Consider the following 15,181-nt stretch of genomic DNA (forward strand, 5'->3'; position numbering starts at 1 on the left):
TTGAGACAAGTTGCATGTGAACGTTCCGAGGATTGCCCGGGATTCTGTCTCGGATATCGGGCGGGATATCACCCCATTCGTCAGGCAAAAGAGATCCAAAGGATGTGACCGGGTGGTCCAAGCCACCAAGTATTCGAGACAGCATTCTGAAATGAACTGTTCGATGTGGCCAATCCGCCAGACTTGGTTTCCCGTCTTTGGCAGCGTCTTCCAGCGCGTCTTCCAAGTCTTGAAGTGTGATGACGATCCGGTGCTGCTCTGGATCTATTTTGATGGTGTCTCTTTGATAGGAGTGTGGGGCCAAATCAATAACGTGCGGTAACTCGTTCATGGTCACAGCAGATCCTCTATGTCATCTGTGGCAAAGTCATTCGCACGGTCAGAAAACGCATCTGCGGCCACGTCAGCGGAAATCTTTCTGGCGTGATCGTCACGGTATTTTTGAAAGCTGCGATTGCCTCGGTGGCCCATAGCGGTTTTGCCATAGTCCAGGCCCGGCTCTCCCAGATCGGCAAGAAAGGTTTGCAACAATGTGCGCGCCAAATGACTTGAGGATCCAATCGCATCATCCCAAGTCCGTCCGAACCAACCATATGCGACAGGGTCGCCCTCATAGCGTAAAAAAATTGGCCGGCGTTGCGTCATAGCTTGATCGCGGAACTGCGGCAGGTATCGAGGGTCGTTGTCACCCAGCAATAATGCGTTGAAGAAGATGTTGAAACTGGGCTGGAAATTGACGTTCAGCATCTTTTCAACCTTTGATTGAGTGTATTTGAAAGAATAGCTGTTCGTATCTGCGTGGTAGAAAACGCCCTTTCCCCAGAAAATGCGATCGACGACATCACGCGCGCGCGGTGGGCAGGCGACCGTGATGCCGCGAGCGCAGGCTTTCAGACGTCGCTGGTGGCGGTGGGCGACATTGGAGGTGGCATTGGCCTCTTCGAGCTGAATGCGTGCTGTGGCCAGTGTGACAGGCAGTGTGGGGGCACGAAGAGCAGTGAACATTTTCATTGGTGTTTGCCTGCTCTCGAGCCCTGTGAAGCCTCGGTAATTCCGATCGAATCTTTCCATGGTGGGATGAGATGCCCCATGGTGGGTCGCAAAACGACGCAACTCTTCAGCAGTGCTACGTAGATAAGCCCATCTCGGCTGTGCTTCGGCCGGGTCTTCACCGTTCTCGATGGCCTTTGCTGTGGAGCGGTCGATCAGGTCATCGTAAAGTGCGCATTCGGCTTCAGCGCTCTCAATATCTATCGGCATTCCTGATTGGTCCGCCGACCAAGCGAACATGCCAAGGCGTCGTTCCATACGGTCATTGATGGATAGGGCATAGGTCTGATCGCGTCGCAATTTGCGTAAGGTTTGTTGCCAATCCAGTGGCAGTTCACCGACGGGGATGGAGACCGTGCGTCGATAAGTGCGGCGTATACCGTGGTTATGGGTCCGGTAAGACGAGCGATGCTGGAACTCTTCACCGGCGGCCGTAGTGGCTTCGATGAGTGCCTGGCTAAACCCCAGAGCCTGTAAGGCTCGTTTTAGAGCTTCAATTTGTGTGAGCCCATCGAGCTGCCAGATTTCGACGGCCATGGGGTCTGCAGGCTTGGAGGGGATTGCCAAGGACAAGAAAGCCCGGATGTCCGCTACTGCCGGTGCCATGATGCGGTGATGCGCGCAAAACCCTATAAACGGTTCCAGCGCCTCAAGTTCGGTCGCGGTGGCATTCGCAATGCCTGGCAAAAGGGCAACGCCCCTCATGTGTGGCGCGCGGAGGATGGCTTGGATGCGAGACGTCATTTCTTGTTCCTTTTCCGTATCGTGCACTCCGCTGCGGAAGCAGCTTCTGCCATCGCGTCTTGTGCAATCTTGGCGCTGCTATCGGGATCAAGGAACGCGTAGCGCTTGCTGCAAACTGCCTCGGAGTTGGCAAGCATATCGGCAATGTTCCGCATGGATTCTCCCATACGGACCAGAATACTGGCGAACCCGTGGCGGAAGCGGTGGAAGGTCATAGGCACACCTGCATCATTGGCCGCCGACTGAAACCACTGGCGAAAAGTTGATGGATGAAGGCGCCCGCCGGGCACCCGGATTGACGGAAAGAGGTAGATGCTTTCGTTCTTTGGATCGATCAGCGGCCGGATCGATTTGAGATACCAGTCCAATACCGCTGGACCCTGGCGATTCACACGAGGGGTCATCTCCGGGATCTTCACGCCGGCCTTGGCTTCATCGGCTGGAATGAAAAACTCCCAACCTGCCCCTGGATTGATATTTGCCCGACGCCCGCGGTGGCGCAGCCAGATTGCATTGCGCAAGCGCAGCGGTCTGCCAGTCAGCATGATGGCGCAGACTGCGGCGCATACCCCGAGGCGGATTACGCGGGGGCGGTCCTGAGCACTGAGACGATCCGCGTCGAAAACGCCGTTTTGGTCCAGCGCATTTTTCATGACCTCTTCAGCCTTGGCGCGAAAGATTCGATGCAAATTGTGAAACCGTCGTTCTTTTTCCGGATTTTTCACAAGGTCTCGACACCAGGCCTGAATATGCTCGGGCATTTCGTCGCGACCAGCATCTTTGAAGTATTCACTCGATTTTATCCGCAGTTTGATGTCGGCCACGTCAGCTGCGTCGAAGGCATCGACATTTCTCTCGAGGATCATGCGGATTGTCTTGTAGTAGGTTAGAGCGGAATCTGGTTGGATCGCCGATGGCAGATGTTCGCGATCTTCGGTAGCGCGGATCGTTGCGGAAATATGCTCGGGGGCAAACAACGCATCGACATCATTAGCGGCTTCAAGGTCGGAGACAGGCCGGTCATAGGCTGTATCGGGATCGATTGGGCAATACGGTAGCAACTTGACATGATAGCGCAGTGCAGCCCTATAGGCGTTCTTCGTTTCCTGTGTAACTTTATCATGAATCCTGCTCGTATTGATATCGATACGCGTTGCCGCGATCGAGACAAGCTGGTCGATCCGTTCCTCTATGTGCGGCGGCAAAGCATCGGTAAGGCGTCGCGCGGGGGGAGCTGGGATGGGCGTTTGCGGTAATAGGTCACCAAAGTCGACAAGTCCGTTCCACTCATTGAGGATTTGGAATGCCTTCTTGGTTAATTCCCTGTCCTGCGCTGTAACAAAGGCATCTTCGAGAGCGTCAAACATATCCTCGGTCAGATGCCAGGGCTCCAGACCGGCGCGGCGCGCGATATCTACAAACGTCTTCAGCAGCGAGTAGCTCCGCTGGTCCAGCGGCCCGTGGTTTTCCGTGAGGGGCTGGAGCAGGGCCAATAGCTCGGTCCAGCCATCTTGAAGTGCGTTCCGGGTGGCGCGAGCTCCGTAGGCACCCATGCAGCCCAAAATTGAGCGACGCACGCCCTCACGAATTTTCTTATAACGATCGAGTGTGACGCAAAGATCGAGACGAGGGTGAATACCGCGGCGCGATTTTGGAAAAGCTGCGTCGAACCACTCCAGCAGACTTGAGAAGCTGTTCGGCGCCGGCGTGGATTTGTCAGACGCATTGCTTGAGAGCGAAAGGGTACCCGCGGGGCCATAGCCCCATTTTTCGAGGAATACCCGAAGCAGTTGGAGGTCGTGCTTTTTATGGTGTGCGGTCCAGTCCCAAATTTCCTGAAAATTCACTGGCTGGTGGTTGCCGTTTACCGATTGGATGGGAGTGACCAACGCGGCCTTGGCAGTAGATGGCTGCATGTTTACGTGGAAAACAGTGTCGCTGACGCTGGAGAAATGTGTATCGGTCATGGTGTCCTTAATGAATATCTGAGGCGGTATAAAAACCGGTTTTTATGCATAAATGCCGCTTTTTGTGCAGGCCAAGCGATACTCCAATCATCTTGCCCACACCCCAAAGTGGCGGGGGTTTCGCTTATGGCCGCGTGTTGTGCAGCACGTCCGGGGAATGTGCAGGAGTGGCGCTGATATCGCTTTTCTCGTCGGTCGCGGCTATGGCAGCTGCAAAGACCGCGCTTGTCATTGAGTCTGATAGGGAGAGCCTCATTGAGGTCTGATCAGTGTGTTCTGAAGATGGAAGGTGGATCAAATCTGATGACGATCCGTCAGCCTTCGGAAGGTTCATGACGATGCCGTGCCGCCGCCATAGAACGACATCAAGTGGGCGGTACATTACGCGGTTTGATGACAGCTCGATCGGCTGTATCGGCGGCAGGTTGATGTCCCCAGACTTCAGCTTCTTGCGAAAAGTGTCGTAGGCATATCCGTATTCCAAAGCGAGATCTGAGATATGGATCAGGCCCTGATCCCAGAGCGCGGAGGCCAGATTATTGATGCCTGAAAGTTCATCAATAAGGCAGATCCGGCCGACAGTATCATCGGCGTCGCAGGTGCCATCGCCGATGCTGCGGCTATGCGCTGTTTTGAAGCTGACCAGAAAAGTGTCCATCAACAACGGATCCAGCCCATGGATGTGGCGAAACACGTCGTACTTACGAAATCTGCTGTCCCATTTCGTAAGTGCAAATTTAGCCGTGATCGCAGGCACTGTATTCCTGGAAACGCCCAAATGCCTTGCCAAAACGGTAGTTGTTATATTCTCGTCCGGGTTGCTCCCCAAACCGCCGCAGATTTGTTTCGCCATTTATCAGCTCCTTTTGGAGGAACTGGTGACATTGGCTGCGTTGGCAAAATGCTACACCGCAAGATAGGTCAATTCTGGCAAAACAACACCGAAACGCGTCAACAAGACTACTGACAATGCGGGCTGACCATGACACCTGAAGGGAAGGATAGAGAGCGGAAGTTCGCTGCCGCCTGCCATTCTTACCGTTCATTTGGTAGGCCGCCCACTGATAGGTTTTTCCGGAATATCCTCTACAACTCTGGGGGGACCGTGTACATTTACGAACTGAGCTGACTGATCTACTCTCACTCCAAAATTGCAAAGCAGGGGTATGAATTGGCCAATTTCTGGGATGGAGAACCTAAAGGTAAAAAAGAATTGCTTCGCCTGCTGACGCGCGACGGTAAATGGCGACAGTGGGAGAGTGAAAAGGAAGACCCCGCAGACCCCAGCAAGAAACCCAAGGCCGGATGCAAGGATCAGCTTGAAGAAGCCCTATTGGCGGCGCTGCATTCGACCAATGTCGTAGTGTTGTTGGGATCTGGGGCGTCCTTTTCGGCCAAGAACGAAGGCGGGCCCATTGCGCCGGGGATGTGGCACCTCTGGCAGGCGGTCAAGACTGGTTGCGGCGAGGCTGGGTTCAACGACATCGCAAAATCTGTATTCGGGCACGTGCCGGTCGAGGGTGAAGAGAACATTGAAGCGCTACTCAGTTTGTGCAAGATGTCCATCGAAATGCTGGAGGTTCGGACGGAAAAAGATGGCACCTCCCCTGACTATACCAGACTGAAGAAACTGAAAGAGTTCGTAACTACCGCAGAACGTGAGATTCTGGTCCAGGTCGGTTTCGTGCGTAGCGTCACAGAGCTGCCTGCGCATACCGGGTTTCTCCGCAAGTTCGCCCGACGATCCCCAGAAAAACCCAGAGTGAAGCTGTTCACCACGAATTATGATCTGTGTATCGAGACTGCAGGTCTCCGCCTGGGTGTGGTGCTGATCGACGGGTTTTCCCACAGCGCAGAACAGCGGTTCAACCGTGATCACTTCGACCATGATATCGTGCGGCGTGCCGCTTCCAGCACGAAGGCCGACTACCTCGACGGTGTGTTCCGTCTATATAAACTGCACGGTTCGGTGGATTGGCGGCGACGCTCAGATGATATCGTTATTCGAAGCGTCGATGATCCCAGCGAGGACCGTCGTCCCGTCCTGATCTATCCTCGGTCTTCGAAGTATCAGGAAGCATTCGAAAGCCCTTATCTCGACATGTTCGCGGCCTTGCAGGCAGCGTTGCGGGAACCCGATACAACGTTGATCGTCTCCGGTTTCGGTTTCGCGGATGATCACATTAGCGCTCCGATTTGGTCAGCCATCGAAACGAACCTGTCGCTGCGCCTTGTGCTTTGTGATCGCGGGTTCGTGGAGCATCAAAAGCTCTTCGATGAGGCGCAGGAGATCGACCTTGATCTGGCTGGACAACGCCCGTATCAGCAAAAGATCGCCCGCCTTGTGCAGCAGGGCGATACGCGCATCACAATGCTGAATGGCCGCTTCGAAGACCTTGCCGACGCCTTGCCGATGATATCGGGCAAGACGGATCGCCAGCTCTTGCAGGATCGGCTTGAGAAGCTGCGTGAGGGCGATGGCGCATGAACGAACTTGCCTCCCTGATAGACCCGTCCAAGCGCATCGGAACCATCACACGGGTGACCGCCAGTACCGTGGAACTGACCTTGCCAAATGCTCTCGCAGCCCTCGGGCGGCGCGGGCTGTCAAAGGGGGCGGTTGGTGAGTTTGTGTTTGTCGATTGCGACCGTGCCGCAATTTTGGGACGCCTGACAGAGGTCGGCATTCCAGACCGGCAGCGAAACATCCTTGAGCACCAAATCGAAACGGAACCCATGGTAGAGCCACAGGGGCGCGTCCAACTATTAGCAACCGTGGATAAGATCACTCGGAAGGTGGCGCGAGGGATAAACACCCAGCCACGGGTGGGCGATGCGGCCTACCTCGCAGCGGGCAGCGCGCTGTCAAAATCCATCCAAGATGCATTAGAAGGCGATATAGAGCGAGAGGGTGGGTCGTTGCTCATTGAGTTGGGGCAGTTATCAGGGCTGGCTGACGCAGCTCTTAGTATTCCGCCGGAGAAATTATTTGGACGTCATTGCGGGGTGTTTGGTGCGACCGGCGGCGGTAAGAGCTGGACGGTGTCCCACCTTGTAAATGAGATTGTGCGTATCGGCGGAAAATGTATCCTATTTGATCCAACCGGCGAATTTTCCGGAAAAGTTGCGGGAGCACAGCAGCTCGCCTTTAATGTCTCGGATGCAGTCGGAACGAACCAAGTCCATTTCCCTCATAAGAACCTTTCGGAGATCGACCTATATTCCTTATTGACGCCCTCACCACAAGTACAAGGCCCCACGTTGAGAAGCGCGATAAAAAGTCTTCGTTTGGCTAAGGCTCTGTTGGCTGGACGCGGCGGCTATCGCTATGAAGAGGATAGTGGACGGAAAAAGTTTGATATTGGCGGAAAAGGATTTGTAGAGGTCTTGGAGAATGGCGCAATCCGGAAAGCTGGCAATAGTCGCCATGCGTTTTCGGTAGCACAAATATCTCTGGCTGACGAAATCAACAGCGAACTTTGCGACTTTGACCTGGGCATCCTTGCCGAACAAGTCCGATATGAATGTGTCAGGCAGGGCAGCAACAGCGACCATGGTGTCCTGGGGAGTTTTGGTGCGCCAGATGACTTTGCTCTTGGAGCCTGCAATCATCTGAATGTCCGCATAGAGACGTATCTTAGCGCTCCCGAACTCGCATGTATGTTCAAATCTGATGGCCAAGACATTGCGAGCGTCATAGAAAAATTTATCTTCGATGATACCCAAAGGGCGTTGGTCATTTCTTTTCGGGATGTCTCCTTCAAATACCATGCGCGCGAGTTATTACTGAATACACTTGGAAGGTATTTGCTTGAAAGTGCGCGAAGCAGCAAGTTTGTCGCGAACCCGCTGGTTTGCGTTCTGGATGAAGCTCACCAGTTCATTGGGCGCTCAATCGGAGACGAGCAGAATAGTGTTACCCTGGACGCTTTCGGCCTCATCGCCAAGGAAGGCAGAAAATACGGTTTGACCACCGTAATCGCGACGCAGCGCCCCAGAGATGTTCCGGAGGATGTTCTTAGCCAGCTTGGAACCCTCTTCGTTCACCGGCTTACCAATGACCGGGATCGGGAAACCATTGAAAGAGCATGTGGAGACCTCGATCGCAGCGCCGCTGCTTTCATTCCATCTCTCTCACAGGGGGAGGCGATCATCGTTGGGCCCGATCTGCCCGCACCGTTACCAATCATGATGACGAAGCCCGAAAAGGGTCAACAGCCTGAAAGCCACGGTCCGAGGTACCAGCACTTTTGGGGTAAGAGCGAAACTGTCCTTTTGACCGACGATTCATGATAATATTTGCAGGAAGCATTTATGTTTGAATTCTACTCAGCTGACTATCGACGCACGCTTTTTCCGATGTCGACAAACCGCTATCTGATCGAAAATGGTCAAGACGAAATCGCCGAGTTCCTGAGCCGTTGCCTTGATCCCGACCAAGAGGCTTTTTCTTTCCGTTCGCAGACAAGGGTATATGCCGGCAAACCCGGGTTTCACTTGAGGCGAACCGTCAAGCTGGACCCCGTGGCGGAGTACTTCATCTACGATCTTGTCTTGCAACTCGGACGATACGCAAACATCGGGATAGGCATCTATATGGCGGTTTTTGAAGGGTCTTCAGGGCATATATTGCGGCGAACACGCTCCCTGAAATTTCTTCGGGCGGAAAAACGTAGCTTGGAAGCGATTTTCTGCGGTTTTTCGCCGTGCGTTTAGAGACCCTATGTCAGGCTCTTTTTTGCTTCGTCAGTAGCGTTGATTTTTTTTGAGACTGGTTGCTAAGGTATCGCGGCTGCCACCCCAAGATCCCCTCTTACTCCTGACCAATGAGCAAGAGGGGTGGTGATTCGTAGGTGTAGGGGTTCAGACCGCGTCCAGGTCCGTCAGGTTAATGTCGCCGCCACTCTTAAGTAGATCGTAGATTAGATTGGTCATGATCCCCAAGCTTTGCCGATCTTCCTTGAGAAGTGTTGCAGCGAGAGAGTTGTTTGAAGCCATTGCTCGAGCGACTGCCATTTGTATCGCGCCTGGCAAGTTTCCCTTCAGAGCCTGTTCTTTGGGATTCTTGTCCACTTGTGCCATGACAATGTCGTTCTCGCGTGTGATGGCAGCGATTTGGTTAACGAAACTCGCCTGGTCTTTCAGGGGGGCAGCCTCACCGAAGATGCCATTGAGGCGCTCGATCAGCTCCTGCAGGTAGATCGGGAGAGCGCCGGGGGCAGGGGAGCCGCCGGGACCAATTGGCCGCAAGGACAAGTCGGCCCCTTCTTCGTTACCTCCATCTGTACCTGGGAGATCGACGGTTTGGATGTCATACCCAGTAAGGCTAATCCCGGAGAGATCTACCTGATCAGCAGGTACGCCATCCAGACGTTTAGAAAGTAGCTTGGTGAAGGCGGCAAAATTCTCAAGTTCAGGGTCGCCGAGATCGATCAGTTGAGCGATGTAGGCATAGGTCCTTGAGAAACGCGCCAGCCCTGATTTGAAGTCGACCATTTTACCAATGTCTTCATCAATCTGACGTCGATAATGATCTGCTTGCTCCATTCCGCCTTGATTGCCTGCAGTTTTGGCAGCTTGATAGGCGGCCTCTGCCTTCTCGCTGCGGCTGCGCAGTTCTTTCAGTCGAGAGTTATAGAAATCGGTAGGCTGCTGTGTGGCAGCATACATCTCTTTGTGTTGAGTATCTGTGGAGCTTAAAATGGCCTTGGCGGTTTTGTATCGGGCTTCTCGAAAAGCTTCGATATGAGTGGTACCATAGAGAGCTTGCTCGTCCAGTTGCTCCTTGAGATCGTAGATGACTTCAAGCGTTTGAGCCTCTTCGATCTTAGCGCCTGAATCATACATCTCGAAGGCTTCCAGAATGACCTGAGGCTCATTGACGAAGTCGACCACGAAGGTCTGATCCTTACCTGCCGTCTTTCGGTTTAAGCGAGATAGTGTCTGTACGATATCGACAGCATTGGCGATCTTCTTGTCCAGATACATGGCGACCAGCTTCGGCTGATCGAACCCTGTCTGGAACTTGTTGGCAACCAGCATGACTCTGTATTCGGGGCGGTCGAATGCAATCCGAAGATCCTGTCCTTTGACGTCGGGATTCATGTTGGCTTCGCTGAATTCAGCATCTTCATTGCAAACGAAGGCTTCGCCGGAAATGCGGTCATCATCGGAGTGCATGATATCTTTTCCCGACAGCTTGCCGGAGAAGGCGACCAAAGCACGAATTTCTTTGTATTGAGGATTGGCTTCAATGAAGGCGTCGAAGGCCTTCTTGTATCTGACCGCCGCCGGCCTCGAGCTGGTCACAACCATAGCCTTGGCATTGCCATCGAGAAGGTGAGCCACGTTCTTTGAAAAATGTTCCATGATGAACCGCACCTTTTGAGTGACGTTCGTCGGGTGCAGATTCATCCATCGGGCAAGGGCGCGTTTCGCTGATTTTCCATCAACGCGTTTTTCATCTACCATTTTCTTGCCGAGATTGAAGGCGGTCTTGTAGGGGAGGTAGCCTTGAAGGACATCCATGATGAAGCCTTCATCAATAGCCTGTCTCATCTCGTACTTATGGAATGATGCCGGCAGGTTGCCTTTTTCCGCAGGTTGAGAGGGGTCCGGCCGACGGCCGAAAAGCATCATGGTGGAATGTTTCGGAGTCGCGGTGAAGGCAAAATGCGAGATGTTCGACGGCCTTACGCGGCTTTTCTGGATTTCCTCGAGTAGCTGCTCGACAGTCATGCCGGCCATGTCTTTGTTGGATGACATAGCCAGAGTTGCCTGCAGTTTGGAGGCAGTGCTGCCTGTCTGGGAAGTGTGCGCTTCGTCGATAATGACTGCGAACCCACGATCCTTCAAAGAGGATTCCGTGAGGATGGCTTCCATCGCATGGGGGAATGTCTGAATGGTCACAACGATAATCGGCGTGCCTTTCAGGATAGCTTCTGTGAGTTGCTGGTTCTTGGGCTTAGAGGAGGTTTCCCGGTCAATGGCTGCAATCAGGCCTTCTTGGTGATCTATCTGCTGAACTGCGTCCTGCAGCTGGCTATCAAGTACATTTCGATCGGTGACGATGATGACGGTGTCGAAGATAGCCTTGCCATCATCCGTGCGCATTTTGACCAAGTCATGGGCCGTCCAGGCGATGGTTGATGTCTTTCCAGAGCCAGCGCTGTGTTCGCACAAGTAGGCCAAACCAGGGCCATTTTTCTTGGCATCCGCGGTCATTTGATTGACGGCATCAAGCTGGTGGTAGCGTGGGAAGATTTGGGTTTCCTTGACGGACCATTTCCCTTTTAGGTCCACCACATCTTTCTTTTCGACATAGACGAAGCTGTGGAAGATGCGAAGCCAGGCATCGGGCTGGCAGATCTTTTCCCAGAAGTAGGCGACAGGGTACTCACCGTCATCTCGCGGAGGGTTTCCGCTTCGCCCCTCATGCCCCTGATTGAAAGGCAGGAAGAAGGTGTCTTCGCCAGCAAGCTTCGTCGTCATCCAGATCTCGCTGTCTGACATGGCAAAATGCACGATGGCACCGCGCTTAAAGGTAAGGAGGGGGTGCTTGCGCTTCGTTTTCGGCTCTGTGGGAAGCCGGTCGTCAATATACTGCAACTTCGCGGCTTCAGCCGATTGAGTGAAGTCGGTCTTCAGCTCGACGGTGGCGACTGGCAAGCCGTTCAGAAAGAAGCCAAGATCGATCGCATCCTGATGTCCATGCTTATATTTGAGCTGCGGCACGACACGAAGCCGGTTGGCGGCGTAGCGGTCGATGATCTTTCGGTTGCGCTGGTCTTCGGGGGCAGCTTCGGACATATCGATCTGCCCGCATCCGGCGATGGCGAAGCCGCGCCGCAGGACATGGATGGGACCATTCTTTTCGAGAGCTTTCTCGAGGCGATCCATGAGGACTTTGCGGGCTTTGTCGCCATTCATGGCGACGAGCCTATCCCACTTGGACGGCTGGGTGGCCTTCAGCCATTCCTCGATATCCTCGGGATAGAGGGCATAATCCTGATCGTAGCCGGCGGAGGAACCCAGAAGCCAACCTTGGTCGGTGAGCTTTTGGACAATATAGGCTTCGAGGTGTTTTTCGTGGTGCAGATCGCTCATGCCGCACTCCTTACGTCGATTTTTCCGGTTACAGCCGCAGTGATGAGAGCGGATCGCTTCTCTTTTAGTAACTCGATGCTGCGTTGCGTCTCACGGATAAGGCCGTCGATACGAGCGGTTTCGCGGTCGATGGCCTCCATGATCCTATCTTGCTCCTCGCGGGGAGGGACCGGCAACGGAACAGGTGCGAAGCGGATAAAGCGAAACCGTGGGGCACGCTCGCGCACCGACGGACAGAGAATAAAGATGTAGTTTCGAAGCGCCATGCACCGCAATACCATTGCGAAATAGTGGCAGTTTACGTTGTTATCGCGGGGCGTGCAGACAGCATATTCTCCGGTGGCCTTGCCTGTATCCTCTGACACACCCACCGCACCCGCAAAAGCATCCATCGTATGGATTACGAGATCGCCCTCATGTATGCGCTGATACCCCACCTCTTTTTCCGCGAAAGTGTATCCGCCCGTGCGTCGTCTCGATCTCAGGCAGACTTGTCCATCCCTAAATGCGGTGATGATGCCATCATCTTCTTCGACAGGGCGGGCCATGTTATTAAAGAGATGCTTGGCTTTCTTGATATGCCAATGCGTGGGCACGTCGCCCAGCCAGTCCTGTCCGGATGGTTTCATCGGTGCATGCGCATCGAGGCCTTTGGTGACAGCCCGCGAAATCTCGGCCACTCGCTTTTCCCGCAATAAGGCGATGAAGTTGCCCTTCTCCGCGATCAGGTCGTCAATACGACTTGTTTCTCGGTCGAGGAAAAGCACGATCTCCTCTTGCTTAGCTTGGTCAGGAAATACGAGTGGAATTCTCTCGAATTGCTCACGATTGAATGAGTACCTCATTCCGTGGCTGAGCTTGGCAAAGTAGTCGTAACCGTGCTTCAAGCCCCAAAAGTAGTATTCCAGGAACCGTGGGTGGATGCCTTCTGCCACATCGAACACCATGTATAGGTTGCTGATGCAGCCGCGGGTTGGACTGAGTCCGCAGAGAATTGGTGTCGCATCAAAGTCTCGTGGTGTGAAAACAAACTGCCCAGGCTCAACAATTTGATGCCCTACATAATTCTCAGTAGACTTTCCGAAAGCCAGATCCGTCTTTACGCGAACCCCTGTTTTCGTGAGAGACAACACGACGGGATTGGGGTCTTCGTTCTTTGCAAGTTGATACTGTCCAACTGCGCGCCGCATTTTCGTCTGCGTCCAGTAAGAAGGAATCCCGCATAGTTTTGCTTTATGTCCGTTGATAACCCGCAAACTCATTCTGTCACCTCTGCCAGCATAGCCGCAATGCGTGCCTCCACAGCATTCAGATCCGTATCGATCTCTTCCAGATCGCGTGGTGGCTGGTATTCGTAGAAATACCGGTTGAAGTTGATCTCGTATCCGACAACGCCAACGCCTTCATCGGTTTCATCCTTGAAGGTCTCGTCGATGTAGGCGTCGTCGGCATGCGGAAGAACCTCGGTGACGAGGTAGTCCTGGATATCAATTCCAAGCGGCACATTCTCATAATCGGTCATATCGTCATCAACGATGACTTTGCCCTTTTTGTCGACCACAGGCTCCAGTTCAGGATCGCGCACCCCGAAAGCCGCCCGGAATGACTTGATCAGTGCAGTATCAACCTTGCCGAGCGTCGTGTCTTTCTTGGCCGCATCTTTGGCAAAGGACTCGACCCAATGCCAGTCATGCTCCGAACTCATTGCCTCACGCAAAAGGTCAGTCCAGGCCGACCGCTGGTCCTCTGAACGCTTGGCCCAGGCCTTTTCTTCAAACAGCTTCTCGAAGCCTGCGTCAGAGATCACGATCTTCATACGCAGCGGACGCAGGACTTTGATGCGGCGATAGCCAAAATCCTGGGCGTCCATGATAAGGCTTTTTTTCGATGCCTCACAGTCTGAGTACATGGTCACAATATCGCGGATTTGGTCGTCGCTGATCTTGCGCCGTTTATTGCCCTCGCTCTTGCGCAAGGCTTCATACATATCTGTCGCGTTGATCAATTGCACCTTGCCCTTACGATGCTTGGGCTTCTTATTCGACAGGATCCAGATGTAAGTGGCGATGCCAGTGCGGAAGAAAATTTCCTGAGGTAGTGCGATGATGGCCTCGACCACATCTTTCTCCAACAGATGCCGACGGATCTCAGATTCCCCCTGTCCGGCCCCGCCATTGAAGAGGGGAGACCCTGAAAGAACAATGGCTGCCCGTCCGCCGCCTTTTTCTGGGTCCTCAAGCTTACTCAGTAGATGCAGTAGAAATAGCATAGACCCATCGCTTACGCGTGGCAGCTTGGGCCCGAACCGACCCTCAAATTTCTGATCCGTATGCTCCTTGACCACTGCCTTTTGATCCATCTCCCATTTTTTGCCAAATGGGGGATTAGAAACGCAGTAATTGAATTTTTCGTTCGCAAGCTGATCGTTGGATAGAGTGCTTCCGAGTTTGATGTTTTGCGAGAGATCGCGACCTGGATCGGTTGGGATAGTTTTCAAAAGCATGGACGCCAGAGCAACCGCATGAGTCTCAGGCTCGAGTTCCTGGCCGTATGGTATGATCGTCGGCGCATTGCCGTAGCGGTCCCGCAATGTGTCAACGTGCTCCATACCGTCCGAAATGAAGCCACTGGTACCGATTGTCGGATCATAGAGTGTCGTAATGAGACCAGGATTGTTGACAAAAATTTTCTCGTCTGGGGCAAGCAAAAGCTCAATTGCAAGATGAACCACATCGCGCGGTGTCATAAAGTCTTCTGCAGCTTCGTTTACTTCGGCGCCAAATTTGCGAATTAGATGCTCGTAGACGTTCGACATCGTTCGCTCAGGAACGGTGTTCGGGTGCATATCGATCGCTGCGAAGTTTTGGCAAATCTTGTAAAGAACACCGCCGCGATCCATCCGCGCAATTGTGTTGGCAAAGTCAAACTGCTCAAAGATCACTCGAGCATTAGCTGAAAAACTGGAAATGTAATCTTCCAGGTTTTGGCGGGTCCGGGTCGCCCCAAGGCTTCCCAAGTCATAGTTGGAGGTATTGTAAAAGGGGTAGCCCGTGATTGGAGGCAAAATGAGGTCCATGTCGACGCCCTGATTGGCCATCGCTTGATGAGTTGATGCAACCTGTGTCCTGGTAGGCTCAAGAACGCACTCAAGACGTCGAAGCAGGGTAAAAGGCAGAATAACTTTACCGAAATCAACGTGTTTGAAATTGCCCCAGAGGACATCGGCATTCTTCCAGATGAAGTCTGCGAGCGTTGCGTTGTTGCTGTTTGTGTTGGTCATAGGCCCTGAATATATTGATATGTGAATTTGTTTG

General features: G+C 53.3%; 10 protein-coding genes. 3 read left to right on the top strand and 7 right to left on the bottom strand.

What is annotated here, in order from left to right; translation table 11 throughout:
- From AC13DE_RS00660 to AC13DE_RS00675, 4 genes are all read right to left on the bottom strand, one after another.
- Positions 1-331 (bottom strand): hypothetical protein (locus AC13DE_RS00660; protein WP_483046694.1); only part of this gene is annotated, 331 nt, incomplete at its 3' end.
- Positions 332-333: 2 nt separating this feature from the next.
- Positions 334-1,587 carry a hypothetical protein gene (locus AC13DE_RS00665; protein ID WP_446313424.1) on the bottom strand — a complete coding sequence of 418 codons (1,254 nt, stop codon included), beginning with the start codon at positions 1,585-1,587 and terminating at the stop codon, positions 334-336.
- Positions 1,588-1,790: 203 nt separating this feature from the next.
- Positions 1,791-3,761: a tyrosine-type recombinase/integrase gene (locus AC13DE_RS00670; RefSeq protein ID WP_335754782.1), complete on the bottom strand. Its 1,971-nt coding sequence runs from the start codon at positions 3,759-3,761 to the stop codon at positions 1,791-1,793.
- Between the two features lie 124 nt (positions 3,762-3,885).
- On the bottom strand, positions 3,886-4,614 hold the full coding sequence (locus tag AC13DE_RS00675; RefSeq protein ID WP_335754783.1) for a hypothetical protein: 729 nt from the start codon (positions 4,612-4,614) through the stop codon (positions 3,886-3,888).
- A gap of 318 nt (positions 4,615-4,932) precedes the next feature.
- Between AC13DE_RS00675 and AC13DE_RS00680 the strand changes: the two genes are divergently transcribed.
- From AC13DE_RS00680 to AC13DE_RS00690, 3 genes are read left to right on the top strand one after another with little or no spacing between them, the layout of a single operon-like run.
- Positions 4,933-6,249, top strand: coding sequence for an SIR2 family protein (locus tag AC13DE_RS00680; RefSeq protein ID WP_335754784.1), 1,317 nt, complete (start codon positions 4,933-4,935; stop codon positions 6,247-6,249).
- Positions 6,246-8,054, top strand: coding sequence for an ATP-binding protein (locus AC13DE_RS00685; RefSeq protein ID WP_335754785.1), 1,809 nt, complete (start codon positions 6,246-6,248; stop codon positions 8,052-8,054). Before AC13DE_RS00680 ends, AC13DE_RS00685 begins: the two co-directional genes overlap by 4 nt.
- A 6-nt stretch (positions 8,055-8,060) precedes the next feature.
- Positions 8,061-8,477 carry a hypothetical protein gene (locus AC13DE_RS00690; RefSeq protein WP_446313425.1) on the top strand — a complete coding sequence of 139 codons (417 nt, stop codon included), beginning with the start codon at positions 8,061-8,063 and terminating at the stop codon, positions 8,475-8,477.
- 147 nt (positions 8,478-8,624) lie between these two features.
- On the opposite strand, the gene AC13DE_RS00695 is transcribed toward AC13DE_RS00690, so the two are convergent.
- Genes AC13DE_RS00695 through AC13DE_RS00705 form a run of 3 tightly spaced genes read right to left on the bottom strand, consistent with a single transcriptional unit; the run spans position 8,625 to position 15,147 of the window.
- Positions 8,625-11,867 (bottom strand): type I restriction endonuclease subunit R, encoded by a 3,243-nt coding sequence (locus AC13DE_RS00695; RefSeq protein WP_446313426.1) that lies wholly within the window; start codon positions 11,865-11,867, stop codon positions 8,625-8,627.
- Positions 11,864-13,129, bottom strand: a complete 1,266-nt coding sequence (locus AC13DE_RS00700) for a restriction endonuclease subunit S domain-containing protein (RefSeq protein WP_483046695.1) — start codon at positions 13,127-13,129, stop codon at positions 11,864-11,866. Before AC13DE_RS00700 ends, AC13DE_RS00695 begins: the two co-directional genes overlap by 4 nt.
- Complete coding sequence (locus tag AC13DE_RS00705) at positions 13,126-15,147, bottom strand: type I restriction-modification system subunit M (RefSeq protein WP_446313548.1); 2,022 nt, start codon at positions 15,145-15,147, stop codon at positions 13,126-13,128. Before AC13DE_RS00705 ends, AC13DE_RS00700 begins: the two co-directional genes overlap by 4 nt.
- Positions 15,148-15,181: the final 34 nt, after the last annotated feature.

The organism is Sulfitobacter sp. L-8, from assembly GCF_056859255.1.

Coding starts and splice junctions, on each gene's coding strand:
- AC13DE_RS00705 (WP_446313548.1), bottom strand. CDS start 15,147: ATGACCAACACAAACAGCAACAACGCAACGCTCGCAGACTTCATCTGG.
- AC13DE_RS00700 (WP_483046695.1), bottom strand. CDS start 13,129: ATGAGTTTGCGGGTTATCAACGGACATAAAGCAAAACTATGCGGGATT.
- AC13DE_RS00675 (WP_335754783.1), bottom strand. CDS start 4,614: ATGGCGAAACAAATCTGCGGCGGTTTGGGGAGCAACCCGGACGAGAAT.
- AC13DE_RS00695 (WP_446313426.1), bottom strand. CDS start 11,867: ATGAGCGATCTGCACCACGAAAAACACCTCGAAGCCTATATTGTCCAA.
- AC13DE_RS00685 (WP_335754785.1), top strand. CDS start 6,246: ATGAACGAACTTGCCTCCCTGATAGACCCGTCCAAGCGCATCGGAACC.
- AC13DE_RS00665 (WP_446313424.1), bottom strand. CDS start 1,587: ATGGCCGTCGAAATCTGGCAGCTCGATGGGCTCACACAAATTGAAGCT.
- AC13DE_RS00670 (WP_335754782.1), bottom strand. CDS start 3,761: ATGACCGATACACATTTCTCCAGCGTCAGCGACACTGTTTTCCACGTA.